The sequence below is a fragment of the Pseudenterobacter timonensis genome (genome assembly GCF_900021175.1).
Classification (GTDB): domain Bacteria; phylum Pseudomonadota; class Gammaproteobacteria; order Enterobacterales; family Enterobacteriaceae; genus Enterobacter; species Enterobacter timonensis.
This window is the reverse complement of record NZ_FCOP01000011.1, coordinates 207,020-227,771: the sequence shown is the minus strand read 5'-3', so window position 1 is coordinate 227,771 and position 20,752 is coordinate 207,020. Positions and strand designations below refer to the sequence as shown.

Below are 20,752 nucleotides of genomic sequence, written 5' to 3'. Positions count from 1 at the left end.
CAACCTTAACTGAAGCTTTGTACCCCGGGAGGTCACACCGTGAGTTTATTTGACAAAAAGCATCTTGTTTCCCCGTCAGATGCATTACCGGGACGCAATACGCCGATGCCAGTCGCAACGTTGCATGCCGTTAATGGCCGCTCCATGACGCACGTCCCGGAAGGGATGGAGATTGCCCTCTTCGCGATGGGCTGCTTCTGGGGCGTTGAACGCCTCTTCTGGCAACTGCCTGGCGTCTACAGTACCGCCGCGGGCTATACCGGCGGCTATACCCCTAATCCGACCTACCGTGAAGTGTGCTCCGGCGAAACCGGCCACGCGGAAGCGGTACGCGTGGTCTATGATCCAGCGGTCATTAGCTACGACCAGCTCCTGCAGGTCTTCTGGGAGAATCATGACCCGGCGCAGGGTATGCGTCAGGGCAACGATCACGGTACCCAGTACCGTTCGGGGATTTATCCCCTGACGCCCGAGCAGGATGCCGCCGCCCGCGCCAGCCTTGAACGCTTCCAGAGCGCCATGCGCGAGGCGGGCGACACCCGAACCGTGACGACCGAAATCGCTACCGCCACGCCGTTCTACTATGCCGAGGACGATCACCAGCAGTATCTGCACAAGAATCCGTACGGCTATTGCGGCATCGGCGGCATTGGCGTTTGCCTGCCGCCACAGCAGGCATAATAATGAAGCGCGCGCCAAAAAGGCGCGCGTTTTTTGTCGATAAAACGAGCAAAATGTGACCTCTGGCAGATTTACACCCCTTTACGCTATACTAGCCGCTGAAAATATCGGCTCACCGCTACGAGCGGGTGTTCAAAGTGTATTCACACAAATGTCATTAACTTCCCTTCCGAGGATCTGGCGAGAAGCCGGATAAACTATGTTAAACAGTATTTTAGTAATACTTTGTCTTATTGCCGTCAGCGCCTTTTTTTCGATATCGGAGATATCGTTGGCCGCGTCCCGTAAAATAAAACTTAAACTGCTTGCCGACGAAGGCAATATGAATGCGCAACGCGTTCTGAAAATGCAGGAAAACCCCGGTATGTTCTTCACCGTTGTACAGATTGGCCTGAATGCGGTGGCGATCCTGGGGGGTATTGTCGGCGATGCAGCCTTCTCACCGGCGTTCTACAGTCTCTTCAGCCCCTATATGTCCGCAGAGCTTGCCGAACAGCTGAGCTTTATTCTCTCCTTCACCGTGGTGACCGGTCTGTTCATCCTCATTGCTGACCTGACTCCGAAACGCATCGGTATGATTGCGCCTGAAGCCGTGGCTTTGCGTATCATCAACCCGATGCGCTTCTGCCTGTTTATTTTTCGTCCGCTGGTGTGGTTCTTTAACGGTCTGGCGAACACCATCTTCCGCCTCTTTAAGCTGCCGATGGTGCGTAAAGATGACATCACGACGGATGATATCTATGCGGTATTTGAAGCGGGCGCGCTGGCGGGCGTGCTGCGTAAGCAGGAGCACGAGCTGATCGAGAACGTCTTTGAACTGGAATCGCGCACCGTCCCCTCCTCGATGACCTCGCGCGAAAATGTTATCTGGTTCGATCTGCATGAAGATGAGCAAAGCCTGAAGAACAAGGTGGCGCAGCATCCGCACTCGAAATTCCTGGTCTGTAACGAAGATATTGACCATATCATCGGCTATGTGGACTCCAAGGATCTGCTGAACCGCGTGCTGGCGAACCAGAGCCTGACGCTGAACAGCGGCGTACAGATCCGCAATACGCTGATTGTGCCGGACACCCTCACCCTCTCCGAAGCGCTGGAAAGCTTTAAAAGCGCTGGCGAAGATTTCGCGGTGATCATGAACGAGTATGCGCTGGTGGTAGGTATTATCACCCTGAACGACGTGATGACCACCCTGATGGGCGACCTGGTGGGCCAGGGGCTGGAGGAGCAGATCGTCGCGCGTGACGAGAACTCATGGCTGATTGACGGCGGTACGCCGATTGATGACGTGATGCGCGTGCTGGATATCGACGAGTTCCCCCAGTCGGGCAACTACGAAACCATCGGCGGCTTTATGATGTTTATGCTGCGTAAAATCCCGAAACGCACCGATTCGGTGAAGTTCTCCGGCTATAAGTTCGAAGTGGTGGATATTGATAACTACCGCATCGACCAGCTGCTGGTGACGCGCATTGATAACAAACCAACCGTCCTGACGCCGAGGCTGCCGGACGCGGAAGAGAAGGTGTCGGCGTAAAACCTCCTGTTCCCTAAAAAATTCAAGTTGCATGAAGGCGGCGACGCAGTGAATCCCCGGGAGCGTACATAAGTACGTGACCAGGGAGCCAACGCACAGGCAACTTGAAGTATGACATAAACAACAACGGCTCCCTTCGGGAGCCGTTTGTCTATTGCATAGCACGTTGGTTAAGCCATCTCAGTCTGCAGACGCATAACCTGACGGTTGACTTCGGACATAACGGAATAGTGCTGTTTGTCCTTCACTTTCGGGACAAGGATCTTACCCTTATCAAACTCAAAAGCGCCTACGTCCTTGATATACAACCGTCCACGGAAAAGTATTTTTACGTACTTCGCTACCTGAAGCGGGTTGTAGCGTTGGAAAATTTTCATTCTTGTTTCTCCTGCGAATCATACGCTCTTGCGGTGCCACAATCGGCCCGACTCGTCTGAGCGCAAATTTTGCTGCCCAATGACTATAGACCAGAACAACCTGGTTACCCAGTTTGCCTAAGTTTATTTACCGTATGATTACAATTATTCAGAATATTCTCTGCGGTCCCTCGGAGCAGGCAGTATAAGTCATCGTTTTTATGAATATATGTGCGTTAGCCCGCAAACTGGCATCAGGATTGCGGGAAAAGACCATTGATCGCACTTATCATTAAAAAGTAAGACCTAGTGGTCGGATCACCTGCCATCAAAAAGGAAACATTATGACCTTTCGTAACCTCTTTGCCGCAGCATGCCTGTTAATGCCGCTGCTGGCCTCCGCACATAACATTGAAAAAGGACAACGTCTGCCGCCGGTCGGTATTGCCGACAGAGGAGAATTGATTCTCAACAATGATGAGTTTAGCTATAAAGCCTGGAATAGCGCGCAGCTCGCAGGAAAAGTGCGAGTGGTGCAACATATTGCTGGCCGAACCTCGGCAAAAGAGAAAAACGCCACCCTGGTGGAAGCGATCAAGTCCGCAAAATTGTCCCATGAGGTCTACCAGACCACCACCATTGTTAACACCGATGACGCCATCCCCGGCTCCGGCATGTTTGTACGCAGCAGTCTTGAAAGTAATAAAAAGCTCTATCCCTGGTCACAGTTCATCGTCGACAGTAACGGCGTAACGCGTAAAGCCTGGGGGCTGGAGGAGGAGAGCTCGGCGGTGATTGTCCTCAATAAAGAGGGACGCGTGGAGTGGGTGAAAGACGGGGCGCTGACGCAGGAGGAGGTGCAGCAGGTAGTTGCCCTGCTGCACAAGCTGCTCGGTCAGTAGAGCGAAACCCTGAAGCCGGGGTTGAGGAACGATTCACGCGGGGTGTAATCCAGCGGCTTACCCTGCCAGTCGTGAACGTGCGCCCCGGCAGCGGCGGCGACGGCGTGTCCCGCCGCCGTATCCCAGATGTTGGTCGGCCCGAAGCGCGGATAGAGCTGCGCCTCCCCTTCCGCCACCAGGCAAAACTTCAGGGAGGAGCCGATAGACGTGGTCTGGTGATCCCCCAGCTGTTGCAGGTACTCCTCCAGCTCGTTATCGGTATGCGAGCGGCTAATCACCACCAGCGGCGGGCGCGCCTCGCGCACCTGAATCTGCTTGCGTACGCCACACTCCTCTTTCCACGCTTTGCCTTCGGCGGCGCTATAGAGCACCTTCAGCGCGGGTGCGTAGACCACGCCCAGCACCGGCTTACCGTGGTCAATCAAGGCGATGTTGACGGTAAACTCCCCGTTACGCTTGATGAACTCTTTAGTACCGTCCAGCGGGTCGACCAGCCAGTAGCGCTGCCACCCCTGGCGAACGTCCCAGGCGGGGGGATCCTCTTCCGATAGCACCGGCACCTCCGGCGTCAGCGCCGTCAGCCCGTTAACAATAATCGCATGCGCTGCGATATCGGCGGCGGTCACCGGGGAATCATCAGACTTGCTGATAATTTCCATGGGTTTTGCTCCCTCGTAGACCTGCATGATGGCTTCGCCCGCGTCCCGTGCAAGCTGACAAATTTTATCGAGCATCTTCCACCTCTTTGTTATCACAGTGGCATAACTGTTTGTTTTACTTATATCGTAATCACTATCTGTGAAGCAATTCCGGTTTCACGTCTGCTTTTTCTGGCACGATTCACAATTCTTTAAGCAACATAAATGATATTCATATCTCTTTTGTGCCCTGGATCGAATTAAGGACCCCTCTGATGATTAAGTTTAGCGCAACGCTCCTGGCGACGCTGATTGCGGCGAGCGTACAGGCGGCCACGGTGGATCTGCGTATTCTGGAAACCACCGACCTCCACAGTAACATGATGGACTTCGACTACTACAAAGATACCCCTACCGAGAAATTCGGGCTGGTACGTACGGCAAGTTTAATCAACGCCGCCCGCCAGGAGGCGAAAAACAGCGTGCTGGTGGATAATGGCGATCTGATTCAGGGCAGCCCGCTCGGGGACTACATGGCGGCGAAAGGGCTGAAGGCGGGAGAGATCCATCCGGTCTATAAGGCGCTCAACACCCTCGACTACGCGGTCGGCAACTTGGGTAACCACGAATTTAACTACGGCCTCGACTATCTGCATAAGGCGCTGGCGGGAGCAAAATTCCCCTACGTTAACGCCAATATCATCGACGTGAAGACGCAAAAACCGCTCTTCACCCCCTATCTGATTAAAGAGACCACGGTTACCGATCGGGACGGCAAATCGCAGACGCTGAAAATCGGCTATATCGGCTTTGTGCCGCCGCAGATCATGACTTGGGATAAGGCTAATCTGACCGGCAAAGTGACCGTGAACGACATCACCGAAACCGCCCGCAAATATGTGCCGGAGATGCGTAAAGAGGGCGCGGATCTGGTGGTGGTGGTGGCCCACTCCGGCCTCTCCGCCGATCCCTACCAGGCGATGGCGGAAAATTCGGTCTACTACCTGAGCCAGGTGCCGGGCGTCGACGCCATTCTCTTCGGCCACGCCCACGCGGTGTTCCCCGGCAAAGATTTTGCCAGTATCAAAGGGGCGGATATCGAGAAAGGGACGCTGAACGGCGTGCCGTCGGTGATGCCGGGTATGTGGGGCGACCATCTTGGCGTGGTGGATTTAGTGCTCAGTAACGACGGCGGTCAGTGGCAGGTAACCCAGTCGAAGGCCGAGGCGCGCCCTATTTACGATGCGGCCGCTAAAAAATCGCTGGCTGCGGAGGATAAATCGCTGGTGGACGTCCTGAAACACGATCACGACGCCACCCGTGAATTTGTCAGCAAGCCGATCGGCAAATCCGCCGACAACATGTACAGCTTCCTGGCGCTGGTGCAGGACGATCCGACCGTTCAGGTCGTCAACATGGCGCAGAAAGCCTATGTGGAGCACTTTATTCAGGGCGACCCGGATCTGGCCGCGCTGCCGGTGCTCTCCGCCGCCGCGCCCTTTAAGGTGGGCGGACGTAAAAACGATCCGGCCAGCTACGTGGAGGTGGAAAAAGGCCAGCTCACCTTCCGTAACGCGGCGGATCTCTATCTCTACCCGAATACCCTGGTGGTGGTGAAAGCCACGGGCAAAGAGGTGAAAGAGTGGCTGGAGTGCTCCGCCGGGCAGTTCAACCAGATCGATCCTACCCGCAGCCAGCCGCAGTCGCTCATCAACTGGGACGGTTTCCGCACCTACAACTTCGACGTGATTGACGGGGTGAATTACCAGATCGACGTCACCCAGCCCGCGAAATATGACGGGGAGTGCCAGACGGTGAATCCGCAGGCGGAGCGCATTAAGAACCTGACCTTTAACGGTAAACCGATCGATCCGAATGCCACCTTCCTGGTCGCCACCAATAACTATCGCGCCTACGGCGGTAAGTTTGCCGGCACCGGCGACAGCCATATCGCCTTTGCTTCCCCGGATGAGAACCGTTCGGTGGTGGCGGCATGGATTGGCGAAATGTCGAAAAAAGAGGGGGAGATCCATCCGGCGGCAGACAACAACTGGCGTCTGGCGCCCATTCACAGCGCGACGAAGCTGGACATCCGCTTTGAAACCTCTCCGTCCGACAAGGCGGCAACGTTTATCAAAGATAAGGCGCAGTACCCGATGCATAAGGTCGGGAACGACGAGATCGGTTTTGCCCTTTATCAGGTGGATTTGAGTAAATAGCCCTTGTTAATGGTTGGTTAATTTTTGTGGCATCCCCGGGGAGCATCTCAGATAATGAAGGGATGATTCACAAGGAGGCTGACCGTGCAGGGCGTACCTGAGAGCTTTATCGACGAAAGAGACAGCGCGCGATTCCGGCATCTGCCGCAGCTTCCGGGCGTGGAGTTATACCACGCCCATATCTCCCGCTACGCCTTCGAGCCGCATACCCACGAAGCGTTCGGCATCGGCGCGATTGAATCGGGCGCCGAACGCTTTCGCTATCGCGGCACGCAGCATGTCGCTCCGGCTTACTCCGTGGTGACCATGAACCCTGACGAGATCCACACCGGCCAGGCGGAGACCGCCGACGGCTGGCGCTACCGGATGATCTATCTGGAGCCGGATCTGCTGGAACAGATCACCGGCGTACGCCACTGGTGGTTCAAGGATGTCACCCGCCACGATCCCCTCCGCTCGCAGCAGCTCTGCCAGCTAATCTATGGGCTTTGGCATACCGACGATCCGCTGGCGCAGCAGGGTTTACTGCTCGATCTGATCGACACTTTCCGGCCGCTGGCGCGCCATGCGCCCGCCCTGCGCGAAGGGGGGCACCGCTTTGAACGGGTGCGCGACTATCTGCACGACAACTATATGCGCCCCGTCACCCTTGACGAGCTGGCGAACGTGGCCTCCCTGAGCCCGTACCATTTTCAGCGCCAGTTTAAAGCCCATTTTCACGTTACCCCGCATCAGATGCTGATGGCGATCCGCCTGTGGCGTGCCAAAGCGTTTCTCACCCACGGTATGCCCGCCGCCGAAGTGGCCGCCGCCGCAGGGCTGACCGATCAGTCGCATCTGACCCGCACCTTTGCCCGCCGTTACGGCATTACGCCCGTCCGCTACCAGAAACAGGTTGTGCGACGCTAATGCGCAATCTCATACAATATTTCGCCCCTCCCCCTCCCTACACTGCCCGCAGGTATTCACCATATGGACAGAAAAATGGTTAGCGGCGTGCTCTATGCCCTCCTGGCGGGGCTGATGTGGGGATTGATTTTTGTCGGGCCGTTACTGGTTCCTGACTACCCGGCGGTGTTGCAGTCAATGGGGCGTTACCTGGCGCTGGGGCTGATTGCGCTCCCGCTGGCGTGGCTCGGGCGTGTTCGCCTGCGCCAGCTTACGCGCCAGGACTGGCGAACGGCGCTGGCCCTTACCCTGACGGGTAATCTTATCTATTACGCCTGCCTGGCAAGCGCCATACAGCGCACCGGCGCGCCGGTCACCACGATGATTATCGGCACCCTGCCGGTGGTGATTCCGGTCTTTGCCAACCTCTTTTATAGCCAGCGGGATGGCCGGCTCGCCTGGTCGACGATGGCGCCCGCGCTGGTCTGTATCGCTCTGGGTCTGTTCTGCGTCAATATCGCCGAGCTGCGCCACGGTCTGGCGGAGGTGAGCCTCTGGCGCTACGGTTCAGGCATTCTGCTGGCGCTGGTCTCCGTCGCCTGCTGGGCGTGGTACGCCCTGCGCAACGCGCGCTGGCTGCGGGAGAATCCGAACAAACATCCTATGATGTGGGCCACCGCCCAGGCGCTGGTGACGCTGCCGGTCTCCCTGCTGGGGTACGCGGCCGCCTGCGGATGGCTTAGCATGCAGCAGCCCGCGTTTGCGCTACCGTTCGGCCCGCGCCCGTGGTTTTTTGTCGGGCTGATGATCGCTATCGCGGTGCTCTGTTCATGGGTAGGGGCGCTGTGCTGGAATATCGCCAGCCAGAAGCTGCCGACGGTGATTTTAGGCCCGCTTATTGTCTTTGAGACGCTGGCGGGACTGCTTTATACCTTCCTGCTACGCCAGAGCCTGCCGCCCCTGTTAACCGCCTGCGGCATAGCGCTGCTCGTAGCTGGCGTGGCGATTGCCGTGCGGGCGAAGCCGGAAAAGCCGAGGGTAGCGTCGGCGTCGGAGCTGTAAAATTTTGCCGGGTGGCGGCTGCGCCTTACCCGGCCTACATTATAACTGCGAACCTGTAGGCCCGGTAAGCGAAGCGCCACCGGGCAAATTACGACGAGCGATAAACTTCACGTCGTAAAAAAGCCGGGTGGCGGCTGCGCCTTACCCGGCCTGCATTACAACTGCGAACCCGTAGGCCCGGTAAGCGAAGCGCCACCGGGCAAATTACGACGAGCGATAAACTTCACGTCGTAAAAAAGCCGGGTGGCGGCTGCGCCTTACCCGGCCTGCATTACAACTGCAAACCCGCTGGCCCGGTAAGCGAAGCGCCACCGGGCAGGTTTTTAAAACGTTTCCCAGTTCGCTTCAGACGTGGCTGCGAGAGGCTGCGCTTTTGCAACATACGTTTTCACTGGCGCCGCTTTCACCGCCTGTTTCCGCGTAATTTTAAATACCGCGACCGCCTCGGTCAGACGAGCGGCCTGCTCCTCCAGCGCCAACGCGGCGGCGGCCGACTCCTCCACCAGCGAGGCATTCTGCTGGGTCACGCGATCCATCTCGGCTACCGCCTGGCCGACCTGATCGATGCCCCGGCTCTGCTCATCAGAGGCGGAGGCGATCTCACCCATAATATCGGTGACGCGCGTGACGGCGCTGACGATCTCCGCCATTGTTGTCCCCGCGTCATTCACCAGCTGCGAGCCTGCGCTGACGCGCTCGCCCGCGTCGTCGATAAGCACTTTGATCTCTTTCGCGGCCTGGGCGCTACGGCTCGCCAGCGTACGCACCTCCCCTGCCACCACCGCAAAACCGCGCCCCTGCTCACCCGCGCGCGCCGCTTCCACGGCGGCGTTGAGCGCCAGAATGTTGGTCTGGAAGGCGATGCCGTCGATCACATTGGTGATCTGCGCAATTTTGCTGGAGCTGGCGGCAATCTCATCCATCGTGCGCACCACCCCCTCCACCACGGCTCCGCCTTTTGTCGCGGTTGTGGAGGCTTCCAGCGCCAGACGGGAGGCCTGCCGCGCGTTATCGGTATTCTGCTTCACGGTGGCGGTCAGCTGCTCCATGCTCGCGGCGGTCTCCTCCAGCGAGGCGGCCTGCTGCTCGGTACGGGAAGAGAGATCGTTACTCCCCGCCGAAATCTCGCCCGCGCCGGTGAAGATGGTATCGGCCCCGTCGCGTACCACGCCCACGGTATTCGCCAGCGCCTGCTGCATCTCGTGGACGTTTTTAGCCAGCAGCGCCATCTCGTTTTTGCCGTGAGTCTCTATCGGCTGCGTCAGATCGCCCCGCGCGATAGCGCGGATATGCTCCATCACCTCATGAAGCGGCAGCAGCAGCACGCGGCGCATCGCTATCCAGCTGGCGATAATCACAGCGATAACCACCAGCATGGCCGCCGAGAGGATCCAGAGGATACGCCGGTAGTCGTTCTCATTATCGCGGATGCCGGCGTCCGCCAGCTCAGACTGCGCCTCGCGCCATTCGCGGTAGACCTTCTGCATCGCCACCTGCTGCTGCTCGGCGTTCTGCCTGAACATCTCCTCCAGGTTGCCCTGCGCCAGGAAAGAGTTCATCCGCGTCAGGGTGGCGGAGTAGTTGCGATACTGCGCCTCCAGCCGATCCGCGAGCCGTTCGTCAAAACCCGGCGTTTCCGGCAGGACGTAGTATTTGTCGTAATGCGTCTGCGCGTCTGCCAGCAGCGTTTTCGCGCTGTTAACCAGCTCGTTTAGCTGACCGCCGTTGATCTGACTCGCCATGCTGCTTTGCAGGCGTAACATGCCGCGGTTAAGGGTGACGCGCGCCTGATTGAGGCTTATCCACGCATCGGTAAATTCCGCCACGTTCTTGCTGGCGAGCCGGGAGACGTTGAAGTGGTGTTTGTCGTTATTCAGGGCGGTTATAGAGATGGCGGCGGTGATAAGCTGCATCGCCCCCAACACGATTAACACCATAATTAATAAGGTAATAACTTTGATACGTTTAAACATGACAGGCCTTAACAAGGGTAGTGAACGTGTATCTATCGGCACCCCGCTCCGCTTGTTTAATGTTCCGTTCATGTTGCCCGTCTGTTTTCGTGATTTTTTAATTATGTATCAGCAGGTTATCCATCAAGAAATATTTGTGATTTAGATCTCATTTTCACCCTTCATCCGAAAGGGTTATAGCTTCACTTTAAAGATGCATTTAAAATGCACTTTATATTATTATTGATGAGGTAACTGTTATGGCCTTTCGTGACCAACCTTTAGGTGAGCTGGCGCTCTCCATTCCACGCGCATCCGCACTGTTCCGTAAATATGACATGGACTACTGCTGCGGCGGCAAACAGACGCTGGCGCGCGCGGCGGCGCGTAAAGAGCTGAACGTGGAAGAGATTGAAGCGGAGCTGGCGCGACTGGCTGAACAGACTATCGACAAAGACTGGCGTACCGCGCCGCTGGCGGAGATCATCGACCATATCATTGTGCGCTACCATGATCGTCACCGTGAGCAGCTGCCGGAACTGATCCTGCAGGCGACCAAAGTGGAGCGCGTTCACGCCGACAAAACCTCCGTACCGCGCGGGCTGGCCAAATACCTGACCATGCTGCACGAAGAGCTCTCCAGCCACCTGATGAAAGAGGAGCAGATCCTCTTCCCGATGATCAAACAGGGAATGGGCAGCCAGGCGATGGGCCCGATTAGCGTGATGGAGAGCGAACACGACGACGCGGGCGAGCTGCTGGAGGTGATCAAACACACAACCAACAACGTTACACCACCGCCGGAAGCGTGCACGACCTGGAAAGCGATGTACAACGGCATTAACGAGATGATTGACGATCTGATGGAACACATCAGTCTTGAGAACAACGTACTCTTCCCGCGCGCACTGGCCGGGGAATAAAAAAAGCCCGATGGCGCTCGCGCTTACCGGGCCTACAACGTCCGCGAACGTAGGCCGGGTAAGCGTCAGCGCCACCCGGCAACATGCTTAACGCATTCCCGCCATACGTTTCTTGCCAATAAACAGCCAGCCCAGCCCCAGCGCGATGAACCACAGCGGCGTGACGATAAGCGCCTGACGGGTGTCATCTTCCAGCGTCAGCAGCACCAGCACAAAGACAAAGAACGCCATGCAGACCCAGCACATGAGTTTGCCGAGCGGCATTTTGTATTTTGAGGCCGCGTGCAGCTGCGGGCGTTGCTTCCGGTAGACCAGATAAGAGCAGAGAATGATGGTCCAGACGAACATGAAGAGGATCGCCGACACGGTGGTGATCATCGTGAACGCGCCAATCACGCTCGGATTAACGTAGAGCATCACCACTCCACCCAGCAGGCAGATGCAGGAGAAGGTCAGCCCTTTCGCCGGTACCGCACGCTTAGAGAGCTTGGCGAACGCCTTCGGCGCTACCCCTTCCTGCGCCAGCCCGAACAGCATACGGCTGGTGGAGAAGACGCCGCTGTTGGCGGAAGAGGCGGCGGAAGTGAGCACCACGAAGTTAATCAGGCTGGCGGCAGCGGGCAGACCCACCAGCACAAACAGCTCAACAAACGGGCTCTTGGTCGGAACAACCGAGCTCCACGGTGTAACGGACATAATCAAGATCAGCGCAAAAACGTAGAACATGATGATGCGAATCGGAATCGAGTTAATGGCGCGCGGCAGGGATTTCTCCGGATCTTTGGTTTCCGCCGCCGTGGTGCCGACCAGCTCGATACCGACGAAGGCAAAGACCGCAATCTGGAAGCCGGCAAAGAAGCCGCTAATCCCTTTCGGGAACCAGCCGCCGTCATTCCACAGATGGTCAAACGAGGCCTGAACCCCTGACGGCGAGGTAAAGTGCGTCAGCACCATCACCAGCCCGACCACAATCAGCGCCACAATGGCGACGATTTTGATCATCGCGAACCAGAACTCCATCTCACCGAACATCTTCACGGTGGCGAGGTTAAGGCTCAGCAGCAGGATCACCACCGCCAGCGAAGCGACCCAGTCAGAGAGGCCGGGGAACCAGAACTGCGCGTAGGCGGTAATTGCCACCACGTCCGCCATGCCGGTCACTACCCAGCAGAACCAGTAGGTCCAGCCGGTAAAATAGCCGGCCCAGGGGCCGAGCAGATCGGACGCGAAGTCGCTAAAGGATTTATATTCGAGATTCGACAGCAGCAGTTCACCCATTGCGCGCATCACGAAAAAGAGCATAAAGCCGATGATCATATAGACGAAAATAATCGACGGCCCGGCGAGGCTGATGGTTTTACCTGACCCCATAAACAGCCCGGTGCCAATGGCGCCCCCAATAGCGATAAGCTGAATATGACGGTTTGTAAGATTGCGCCGTAGCGACTGTTCAGACGACGCCTCTTCGTCGGCGGCGACTTTAACCTGATCTACCATGTGTTTTTTCCTGTTGTACCTGTCTGTGTTGTTAAGGCTCTGCTGGCCCTTCATTTCGTCATGAGACGGTCTTATGTAAAGACTCATCGATATTAGGTAAGAATCGGCGGGATGAATACTATGATTTGAATATAATGTTAATTATATGTTGAAAGTGAGTGGCATATCACTCATACAACGCGAAACAGCTCACAAAAATACACGTAACAGCTACATTTGCAAGATAAAATGTTGATTCAGGCGTAACAAGAGGATATGCCGCTATTTTCCTCTCCCGGGAGGGAGAGGAAGAGACGAGACCGTCAGAGGATTTCCAGCAGTTCGACTTCAAAAACCAGGGTGCTGAACGGCGGAATAGAAGCGCCTGCACCGCGCTCGCCATAGGCAAGGTTGTGCGGGATGGTCAGTTCCCATTTAGAGCCGACCGGCATCAGGGTCAGCGCTTCAATCCAGCCGCCAATCACGCCATTTACCGGAAACTCTGCCGGTTCGCCGCGCGCCACGGAGCTGTCAAACACAGTGCCGTCGATAAGCTTGCCGGTGTAGTGAACGCGAACGCGGTCGGTACGCGCCGGGATTGGACCCTCGCCCTGGTTGATCACGCGGAACTGCAGGCCCGATTCGGTGCTGTTCACGCCTTCGCGCTCGCGGTTCTCTTCCAGATATTTCACGCCTTCGGCAGCCATCTCTTCAAAACGCGCGCGGCGAACGGCGTCAGCGCGTTCGTGGATTTCACGCAGCGCGCGATGCACAACGTCTACCGGCACGGCAGGATGTTTGCCTTCCAGCGCGTCAGCGATACCCGCCACCAGCGCCTCGGGGATCAGTCCTTCCAGGCCGGATTCGCTCAGCTGCTGGCCTACCTGCAAACCGATGCCGTAGCTTGCCTGCGCTTCGATGGTATCAAACGTCGGGGTGGTCATGGGATTTCCTTCCATCACATTTAAAGTAGCGGGCAGCATATCAGCCACGCCCTGACGGGTAAAACTTTGTCTGAAGGAAAGATGACAAATTGCGATGAAACAGAAACAATAGGAATAACCAGGATGAATCCCGAACGGATATCACGGAAGCGGACTTTGCTACACCCATCAGGCAGTTAGCAAACTATACTTCGGTACAGAGGAATGACGCGGAGCAGGAGGAGAGCCATGCCCGGGCGATTTGAACTTAAACCAACCCTGGCGAAAATCTGGCAAGCGCCGGACAACTTTCGCATCATGGATCCGCTGCCGCCTTTACACCGCAGGGGCATTATTATTGCCGCCCTGCTGGTGATCGTGGGCTTTCTGCTTCCGTCTGGCAATGAGACCGACACCGCAGCCCCGGTAAGCCGTGACGCGCAGCTGGATATTCAGCCGCAGGCCAACGAACGGCCAATGCAGGCACAGCTGGTCACGCCGAACAGTGACGAGCAGGTCGCGCCGGTCGAGCCAGAGCCCGTTCAGGAGGAAGAGCCGCAGGCGCAGACGGCGCCCGCCGAGCCCCAGGCTCAGCAGCCTTCCGGCATCGATCAGCAGTGGCGCTCCTATCGGGTTGAGCCTGGCAAAACGCTGGCGCAGCTCTTCCGCGACCACCGCCTGCCGCCCACGGATGTCTATGCGATGGCGCGCGTGGAGGGCGAAGGCAAACCGCTGAGCAATCTGCAAAATGGCCAGATGGTGCAAATTCGCCAGAATGCCAACGGCGTAGTGACCGGGTTAACGATTGACACGGGGAACGGTCAGCAGGTGCTGTTTACCCGTCAACCCGACGGCAGTTTTATCCGGGCACGCTAGTTCCTGTAGGCCGGGTAAGGCGAAGCCGCCACCCGGCACTTCACTTCTCAGGCGCTCCGCTTGTTCACCCACCAGATCCCCGAGCAGACCAGCACCAGCGCAATCGCGTATTTGATATCCAGAATGTTTTCGCCGAGGAAGATGGCGGAAAGCACCGTCCCTGCGACAGGAATGACAAAGTTGAACGGGGCAATCATACTAACGCGGTTCACTTTCAGCAGCGCGCTCCACAGGGCGAACGCCACGGATGAGAGCAGCGTCAGATACCCCAGCACGGCAACGGCCTTCATGCTGTGCACCTCCAGCGTCCCGCCCGTGGCATAGCCTCCCGCTACCAATGCCGCCCCGCCTATCGCCAGCTGCCAGCCTGTCATCACCGTCGGGTCAACGGTCTGGGAAATGCGTTTCCCGTAGAGCGTGGCGGCAGAGAGAATAAAGGCGGCTAGCACGATAAAACCGTCGCCGTTCCAGATAAAGCTTACATCCTTTAGTCCGCTGTTAAAGTTGACCAGCATGACGCCCGCAAAGCCAAGGATACAGCCGAGCGTTTTGTTATAGCTCAGGCGATCGTTCTGGTAGATAAAGTGCGCCAGTAGCACGCTAAAAAAGGTGCCGGTCGCATTCATGATCGACCCTTTAACGCCGGTCGTATACGCCAGCCCGATATAGAAGAAGAGATACTGCAGGGCGGTCTGAGTCAGCCCCAGCGCCGTGAGCTGGCCAAACTGACGCGGCGTGAGCCGGGCAAGCGGCTTGCGCTGAATAAAAGCGAACAGCAGCAGCAACAGACCGGCAAACAAAAAACGATAGCCGGCAAATACCAGCTTCGACGGGATATCATCGGCGGCGATCTGAAAGAGTTCATAACCGCTTTTAATAGCCGGATAGGAGCTTCCCCACAGCAGGCAACAGAGCGTAGCGCAGGCGTAAGCAACCTTTTTACGGGCAAAAACGGAGAATGAGGAGGCGGTATCCATATCGAATCTCAAAGATAAAATTGCGTTTCATTTTATAGCAGAGAATGCGACAGGCAAGGCGGAGATACAAGGGAAGGAACCGTTTCTGTCTGGGCAGAAAAGCAAAACGCCGGCACAAGGCCGGCGTTTCGACGTGAACAGAGTAAAAAATTACTCAGCAACCACGTTTACGATCAGCTTAGCAAACACTTCGCTGTGAACCTGGAAGTCCACTTCGTGCTCACCAGTGGTACGCAGAACGCCGTTCGGCAGACGAACTTCGCTCTTAGCCACTTCAACGCCAGCTGCAGTTACAGCGTCAGCGATGTCGCGAGTACCGATGGAACCGAACAGTTTACCTTCGTCGCCAGATTTAGACGCGATGGTAACGGTGCCCAGTGCGTTGATTGCTTCAGCGCGAGCGTTAGCAGCAGCCAGAACGTCAGCCAGTTTGGCTTCCAGTTCAGCGCGACGTGCTTCGAAAAATTCAACGTTTTTCTTGGTAGCCGGAACAGCTTTGCCCTGCGGAACCAGGAAGTTACGAGCGTAGCCCGCTTTAACGTTAACCTGATCACCCAGGCTGCCCAGGTTTGCTACTTTATCAAGCAGAATAACTTGCATTACCTTATCCTCTCAAAGTCGTATTAATGGACCGTGACCGATTACTGATGACGATCAGTGTACGGCAGCAGGGACAGGTAGCGAGCGCGTTTGATAGCGCGAGCCAGCTGACGCTGGTATTTTGCACGGGTACCGGTGATACGGCTTGGGACAATCTTACCGCTTTCGGTGATGTAGTTTTTCAGCGTAGCGATATCTTTATAGTCGATCTCTTGAACGCCTTCCGCGGTGAAACGGCAGAACTTGCGACGACGGAAATAACGTGCCATTTGGCTAGTCTCCAGAATCTATCAATTCAATCTGCTCGGCATGCAGAACCATTTTGCTCAGACCGTTCTTTGCCTTGTGGCAAGAGATGAACCCCTGAACGGTTATGCGACTGCCGACCGTTATACTGTGAGTAATGGCCTGGTTTTCGTGTCCGCTAATAATAACGGGCATTTGGCACCACGCCTGCCGGTGAAACCCGGCTTCCTCTTGCACAGAACGATGCTCAAGCACGAACTGGCAATGCGGAATTCCTGATGGACTGACCTTTCGAAGGGGAGCCCTGCATACGATGCCGGACAACGCCAGACGGTTGGTCATCAGAAATTACTCTTCAGAATCCCCAGCTTCAGCATCATCTGCGGTTTCGTTTGCGAAATCATCGCGACGCTCACGACGCTCGTCTTTCGCTTTAACCATCGGAGATGCTTCGGTAACAGCGTGCTTAGTACGCATAACCATGCTGCGGATAACGGCATCGTTGAAGCGGAAGGTAGTTTCCAGCTCATCGATCACTTCCTGCGGAGCTTCAACGTTCATCAGAACGTAGTGAGCTTTGTGCAGCTTGTTGATCGGGTAAGCCAGCTGACGGCGGCCCCAGTCTTCCAGACGGTGGATCGTGCCTTCTGCACCAGTGATGGCAGCAGAGTAACGCTCGATCATGCCCGGAACCTGTTCGCTCTGGTCAGGGTGGACCATAAAAACGATTTCGTAATGACGCATCGAATTGCTCCTTACGGATTATTCAGCCTCCTGTCTGGGTCAGCCGAGGCCCGGGGAGGCAAGGAACGTGTTAAAGGTCGGCTGAAAAATGACGCGTCATTCTACTTGCGCCCCCCAAATAACTCAAGTCGATTGTGCAAAAGATTCGCACAAACCGCGAAGTGCCCCTGAATCGATGGTTTAAAATTAACCAACTTCAGACGCGCCATTTTTTTGAACAACAGCATCAGAAATGGTCGCCATCACCCTCATCAGGAACGATTACACTTAAATTAGAAACCCAACCGTCAAGAAGGAGAGACTCAACCGTTACGCAGTACGCAGTCGTGGAGCGCATATCATGAAAAACATCGCAATTGCTGTTCTGGCTGCGCTTTTGCTCAGCGCAAACGCGATAGCAGCCATCAAGATAGACGGCCGACAGGCCAGAAATATGGACGATGTGCAGAGCTTAGGTGTGATTTATATTAACCATAACGTCGCCACCGAAAGCGAAGCAGATCAAGCCCTTGCACAGGAAGCCGATGCCCGGCACGCACGTTACTATCAGTCGATACTGATGCGTGAACCCGGCAGCAACGGCAATATCCACGCCAGTGCGAAAATTTATAAGTAAGCACTTAGGCTGACACCAGGCAAGCACACAACGAGAACATGACTTTGTGAGATTAGCCCCCTTTGCAGGGGGCTTTTTTATGGGTGGCTCCGGAATACCCCCGGTTACAACTGTTTTGGTATTCCGAAGCGCGTTTTACTTCTGCCCGTAGTAGGCGTTCGGGCCATGCTTACGCATGAAATGTTTGTTCATCAGGTAATTATCGATGTTGCGCAGATGAGGATTAATGCCGCGCGCAATCCACGCCATTTTCGCCACCTCTTCCATCACCACCGCGTTGTGCACCGCGTCGTGCGCATCCTTACCCCAGGCAAACGGCCCGTGCTGATAGACCACTATTCCCGGCGTATGCAGCGGCTCGCTTTCGCCCAGCGTCTCGATGATCACATTTCCGGTATTGAGTTCATACTGCCCCTGCACCTCTTCTTCGGTTAGCGCCCGCGTACAGGGGATATCGCCAAAGAAATAGTCCGCGTGGGTCGTTCCCAGCGCGGGGATAGCCAGCCCCGCCTGCGCCCAGGCGGTAGCGTGCGTGGAGTGGGTATGTACCACGCCGCCGATCGAGGGGTAACGCTGATAGAGCGCCAGATGGGTCGCCGTATCGGATGACGGACGCCATTTGCCCTCCACCACATTGCCTTCCATGTCGACCACAACCATGTCGTCGGCGGTCATCACATCATAGGCGACGCCGCTTGGCTTGATCGCCACCAGCCCACGCTCGCGGTCGATTGCGCTGACATTGCCCCAGGTAAAGGTCACAAGACCATAGCGAGGCAGATCCATGTTGGCTTCAAAAACCTGCTGCTTAAGCGGCTTCATGCACCACCTCCATCAGCCCCGCCTTTGCCATACGCTCGCGCACCCAGTCGCGGGCTTTGGCCACTTCTGCCGCAGGATCTTCAGCGGTTTCACTCCACATTTCAATCAGGTATGGCCCGCAATAACCACTCTCTTTGAGCGTCTGGAAACAGCGTTCGAACTCCACCACCCCGGTGCCGAACGGTACATTCTTGAATACGCCCGGGCGGGTATCTTTGACATGCACCGCCACGATATGGCCCATGCCCGCCTGCAGCTCCATCTGCACGTCGTTATCCCACGCAGAAAGGTTGCCGATATCGGGGTAGAGCTGGAACCACGGATTATTCAGATAGTGGGCATAGCCCAGCGCTTTGCTGATAGAGTTCATCAGCGGATAGTCCATGATCTCCATCGCCAGCGTCACCTGCGCGCGGCTCGCCATTTTGACGCTCTCTTTTAAGCCATCGCGGAAGCGGCGGCGCGTTTCGTCGTTGGCTTCCTGGTAGTAGACGTCATACCCGGCGAGCTGAATCACGCGAATCCCGACATCCTGCGCGAACTGAATCGCTTTACGCATGATCTCCAGCCCCTGCGCGCGAACGGCATCATCCTCGCTCCCCAGCGGGAAGCGGCGATGGGCGCTCAGGCACATGGAGGGGACGCGTACACCGGTTTCCGCCACGGCGCTTACCAGCGCCAGGCGCTGCTCGCGGCTCCAGTCAAGGCGGGCCAGTCGTTCGTCAGTCTCATCCACCGACATCTCGACAAAATCGAAGCCCAGCGTTTTTGCCAGCTGTAACCGCCTGAACCAGCACTCCCCGGCGGGGAGCGCTTTTTCATAAATGCCAAGCGGGATCTGTTTAGACAACATACCCGCTCCTTAGCCCCAAAGCTGGGCAATTGAGCGTTTGAACTGACGCGCGGCTTCAACCGGATCGGCGGCATCACGGATGCTACGACCTGCAATAAAGACGTGAACCGGAATGCCCGCAAACAGCGGCAGATCTTCCAGCGCCAGACCGCCGGTTACGGTGACCTTAAAGCCCATATCCGCCAGGCGTTTAATGGCGCTGATATCCGCCTCGCCCCAGGCAACACCTGCAGCCTGCGCATCGCGGCTACGGTGATAAACCACCTGCTCGATGCCCGCATCACGCCACTGCTGGGCCTGCTCCCAGGTCCAGAAGCCTGTCAGTTCGATCTGTACGTCGCCGTTAAACTCTTTTGCCACGTCCAGCGCCCCTTTGGCGGTATTGATATCTGCGCAGCAGATCACGGTGACCCAGTCGGCGTTGGCTTCAAAGCACATACGGGAGAGGATTTTGCCTGCATCGGCGATTTTGGCGTCCGCCAGCACGATCTTGTGCGGATAAAGCGCTTTCAGATCGCGCACAGCGCGTACACCTTCGCCAACACAAAGAATGGTGCCCACTTCGATAATGTCGACCTCTTCCGCGATCAGACGCGTCGTTTTATACGCGCTATCCATGGTTTGGTTATCCAGGGCGACCTGCAACATTGGTAACTGAGACATGCGAAATTCCTCTTAAACTGCCGCCGCTGTGGCGTGATCGATTAAATCCAGTACTTCCTGCTCGGTGCGGCAGGCGCGTAAACGGTCAAAATTTTCTTCATCTTCGAAGAGGTTAACGATCTGCATGATGCCCACTTCCTGATGGGTCGTGGCGTCCACCGCCGCCATGGTGATCAGGATATCGACGGGATCGTTATCTTCATGGTTGAACGCCAGCGGCTTTTTCAGCGTGACCAGCGCAAAACCGGTTTTCTTTACCCCCTCTTCCGGGCGGCCGTGCGGCATCGCCAGGCCCGGGGCAAGCACAAAGTACGGCCCATGCTGGGCAACGGCATCCAGAATGGCCTGGTAATAGCGCGGCTCGACAACGTCAGCAGCCACCAGCAAATCCACGCCGATTTTGACGGCTTCCTGCCAGGTTTCCGCCTCGGCCTGCAGACAGATAGAGCGGTTCTCAACCAGCGAATCACGTAATTTCATGTCGCGTCCTTACTTCACGTCCTGCGGAAAATGTTCTTTGATCACTTCCAGCAGTTTTGGACCAAAATCCGCAGGCGACAGCATGTTGCGTACGCCCACCACATATTTGTTGCCGCTGACGCTGATTTCGCCCGCGATGTGCGTGGAGGCAATGATGATGTCCGCGCCATTCAGCTCGCTTTTGTATTCCCCTACCGCGCAGCTATTTACCGTGTGGTCAATATTTGACTGGGTTAAAAACTGGTCCACTTTCATTTTCATAATCATGGAACTGCCTTGCCCGTTACCACACACAGCCAGGATACGTACGGTCATAAT

General features: G+C 56.4%; 24 protein-coding genes. 9 read left to right on the top strand and 15 right to left on the bottom strand.

Annotated features, from left to right (window positions below; translation table 11 throughout):
• The first annotated feature begins 39 nt into the window (after positions 1-39).
• Positions 40-681: a peptide-methionine (S)-S-oxide reductase MsrA gene (gene msrA / locus BN3796_RS07475; protein WP_061707749.1), complete on the top strand. Its 642-nt coding sequence runs from the start codon at positions 40-42 to the stop codon at positions 679-681.
• Positions 682-880: 199 nt separating this feature from the next.
• Positions 881-2,218: a hemolysin family protein gene (locus tag BN3796_RS07470; RefSeq protein ID WP_061707748.1), complete on the top strand. Its 1,338-nt coding sequence runs from the start codon at positions 881-883 to the stop codon at positions 2,216-2,218.
• A 170-nt stretch (positions 2,219-2,388) separates the two neighbouring features.
• Here BN3796_RS07470 and BN3796_RS07465 read toward each other — a convergent pair whose 3' ends face one another.
• Entirely contained in the window at positions 2,389-2,595 is a 207-nt protein-coding gene (locus BN3796_RS07465) for a DUF1107 domain-containing protein (RefSeq protein WP_004387562.1), read from the bottom strand.
• Between the two features lie 323 nt (positions 2,596-2,918).
• On the opposite strand from BN3796_RS07465, the gene BN3796_RS07460 reads away from it, so the two are divergent.
• Positions 2,919-3,476 carry a YtfJ family protein gene (locus BN3796_RS07460; RefSeq protein WP_061707747.1) on the top strand — a complete coding sequence of 186 codons (558 nt, stop codon included), beginning with the start codon at positions 2,919-2,921 and terminating at the stop codon, positions 3,474-3,476.
• On the opposite strand, the gene cysQ is transcribed toward BN3796_RS07460, so the two are convergent.
• On the bottom strand, positions 3,470-4,210 hold the full coding sequence (cysQ, locus tag BN3796_RS07455; RefSeq protein WP_061707746.1) for a 3'(2'),5'-bisphosphate nucleotidase CysQ: 741 nt from the start codon (positions 4,208-4,210) through the stop codon (positions 3,470-3,472). The genes BN3796_RS07460 and cysQ overlap by 7 nt on opposite strands.
• 179 nt (positions 4,211-4,389) lie before the next feature.
• Here cysQ and BN3796_RS07450 point away from each other — a divergent pair, with 179 nt between their 5' ends.
• The 3 genes from BN3796_RS07450 to BN3796_RS07440 all read left to right on the top strand — a co-directional run bounded on the left by BN3796_RS07450 (position 4,390) and on the right by BN3796_RS07440 (position 8,283).
• Entirely contained in the window at positions 4,390-6,333 is a 1,944-nt protein-coding gene (locus tag BN3796_RS07450) for a bifunctional 2',3'-cyclic-nucleotide 2'-phosphodiesterase/3'-nucleotidase (RefSeq protein WP_061707745.1), read from the top strand.
• An 84-nt stretch (positions 6,334-6,417) separates the two neighbouring features.
• A complete protein-coding gene (locus BN3796_RS07445; protein WP_061707744.1) occupies positions 6,418-7,242 on the top strand; it encodes an AraC family transcriptional regulator in 825 nt (274 codons plus the stop codon).
• 75 nt (positions 7,243-7,317) lie between these two features.
• On the top strand, positions 7,318-8,283 hold the full coding sequence (locus BN3796_RS07440) for a DMT family transporter (protein WP_061708817.1): 966 nt from the start codon (positions 7,318-7,320) through the stop codon (positions 8,281-8,283).
• 323 nt (positions 8,284-8,606) lie between these two features.
• On the opposite strand, the gene BN3796_RS07435 is transcribed toward BN3796_RS07440, so the two are convergent.
• Entirely contained in the window at positions 8,607-10,256 is a 1,650-nt protein-coding gene (locus BN3796_RS07435; RefSeq protein ID WP_061707743.1) for a methyl-accepting chemotaxis protein, read from the bottom strand.
• Between the two features lie 239 nt (positions 10,257-10,495).
• Here BN3796_RS07435 and ytfE point away from each other — a divergent pair, with 239 nt between their 5' ends.
• Positions 10,496-11,158, top strand: coding sequence for an iron-sulfur cluster repair protein YtfE (gene ytfE, locus BN3796_RS07430; protein ID WP_061707742.1), 663 nt, complete (start codon positions 10,496-10,498; stop codon positions 11,156-11,158).
• 87 nt (positions 11,159-11,245) lie between these two features.
• Here the strand turns inward: ytfE and cycA are convergent, their stop codons facing one another.
• The gene (cycA, locus tag BN3796_RS07425; protein WP_061707741.1) at positions 11,246-12,655 is read right to left on the bottom strand and encodes a D-serine/D-alanine/glycine transporter; all 1,410 of its coding nucleotides are present in this window, start codon (positions 12,653-12,655) and stop codon (positions 11,246-11,248) included.
• A 302-nt stretch (positions 12,656-12,957) separates the two neighbouring features.
• A complete protein-coding gene (gene fklB / locus BN3796_RS07420) occupies positions 12,958-13,578 on the bottom strand; it encodes an FKBP-type peptidyl-prolyl cis-trans isomerase (protein WP_061707740.1) in 621 nt (206 codons plus the stop codon).
• 228 nt (positions 13,579-13,806) lie between these two features.
• Between fklB and BN3796_RS07415 the strand changes: the two genes are divergently transcribed.
• Positions 13,807-14,433 carry an OapA family protein gene (locus BN3796_RS07415; RefSeq protein WP_061707739.1) on the top strand — a complete coding sequence of 209 codons (627 nt, stop codon included), beginning with the start codon at positions 13,807-13,809 and terminating at the stop codon, positions 14,431-14,433.
• Positions 14,434-14,480: 47 nt separating this feature from the next.
• On the opposite strand, the gene BN3796_RS07410 is transcribed toward BN3796_RS07415, so the two are convergent.
• From BN3796_RS07410 to rpsF, 5 genes are all read right to left on the bottom strand, one after another.
• Positions 14,481-15,410: a DMT family transporter gene (locus BN3796_RS07410; protein WP_061707738.1), complete on the bottom strand. Its 930-nt coding sequence runs from the start codon at positions 15,408-15,410 to the stop codon at positions 14,481-14,483.
• A gap of 150 nt (positions 15,411-15,560) precedes the next feature.
• Complete coding sequence (rplI, locus tag BN3796_RS07405) at positions 15,561-16,010, bottom strand: 50S ribosomal protein L9 (RefSeq protein ID WP_039077786.1); 450 nt, start codon at positions 16,008-16,010, stop codon at positions 15,561-15,563.
• Between the two features lie 41 nt (positions 16,011-16,051).
• A complete protein-coding gene (gene rpsR / locus BN3796_RS07400) occupies positions 16,052-16,279 on the bottom strand; it encodes a 30S ribosomal protein S18 (protein WP_000135199.1) in 228 nt (75 codons plus the stop codon).
• A 4-nt stretch (positions 16,280-16,283) separates the two neighbouring features.
• Positions 16,284-16,598 (bottom strand): primosomal replication protein N, encoded by a 315-nt coding sequence (gene priB / locus BN3796_RS07395; protein WP_061707737.1) that lies wholly within the window; start codon positions 16,596-16,598, stop codon positions 16,284-16,286.
• Positions 16,599-16,604: 6 nt separating this feature from the next.
• Complete coding sequence (rpsF, locus tag BN3796_RS07390) at positions 16,605-17,000, bottom strand: 30S ribosomal protein S6 (RefSeq protein ID WP_061707736.1); 396 nt, start codon at positions 16,998-17,000, stop codon at positions 16,605-16,607.
• Positions 17,001-17,340: 340 nt separating this feature from the next.
• Between rpsF and yjfY the strand changes: the two genes are divergently transcribed.
• Positions 17,341-17,616, top strand: a complete 276-nt coding sequence (yjfY, locus tag BN3796_RS07385) for a DUF1471 family protein YjfY (protein ID WP_061707735.1) — start codon at positions 17,341-17,343, stop codon at positions 17,614-17,616.
• Between the two features lie 135 nt (positions 17,617-17,751).
• Here the strand turns inward: yjfY and BN3796_RS07380 are convergent, their stop codons facing one another.
• The 5 genes from BN3796_RS07380 to ulaB are packed head-to-tail and all read right to left on the bottom strand — an operon-like array spanning position 17,752 to position 20,749.
• A complete protein-coding gene (locus BN3796_RS07380) occupies positions 17,752-18,438 on the bottom strand; it encodes an L-ribulose-5-phosphate 4-epimerase (protein ID WP_061707734.1) in 687 nt (228 codons plus the stop codon).
• Positions 18,425-19,291 (bottom strand): L-ribulose-5-phosphate 3-epimerase, encoded by an 867-nt coding sequence (locus tag BN3796_RS07375; RefSeq protein WP_061707733.1) that lies wholly within the window; start codon positions 19,289-19,291, stop codon positions 18,425-18,427. The genes BN3796_RS07380 and BN3796_RS07375 overlap by 14 nt, the downstream gene beginning before the upstream one ends.
• A gap of 9 nt (positions 19,292-19,300) precedes the next feature.
• Entirely contained in the window at positions 19,301-19,954 is a 654-nt protein-coding gene (gene ulaD, locus BN3796_RS07370) for a 3-keto-L-gulonate-6-phosphate decarboxylase UlaD (protein ID WP_073885149.1), read from the bottom strand.
• A 12-nt stretch (positions 19,955-19,966) separates the two neighbouring features.
• Entirely contained in the window at positions 19,967-20,434 is a 468-nt protein-coding gene (gene ulaC, locus BN3796_RS07365; protein ID WP_061707731.1) for a PTS ascorbate transporter subunit IIA, read from the bottom strand.
• Positions 20,435-20,443: 9 nt separating this feature from the next.
• The gene (gene ulaB / locus BN3796_RS07360; RefSeq protein ID WP_003856022.1) at positions 20,444-20,749 is read right to left on the bottom strand and encodes a PTS ascorbate transporter subunit IIB; all 306 of its coding nucleotides are present in this window, start codon (positions 20,747-20,749) and stop codon (positions 20,444-20,446) included.
• Positions 20,750-20,752: the final 3 nt, after the last annotated feature.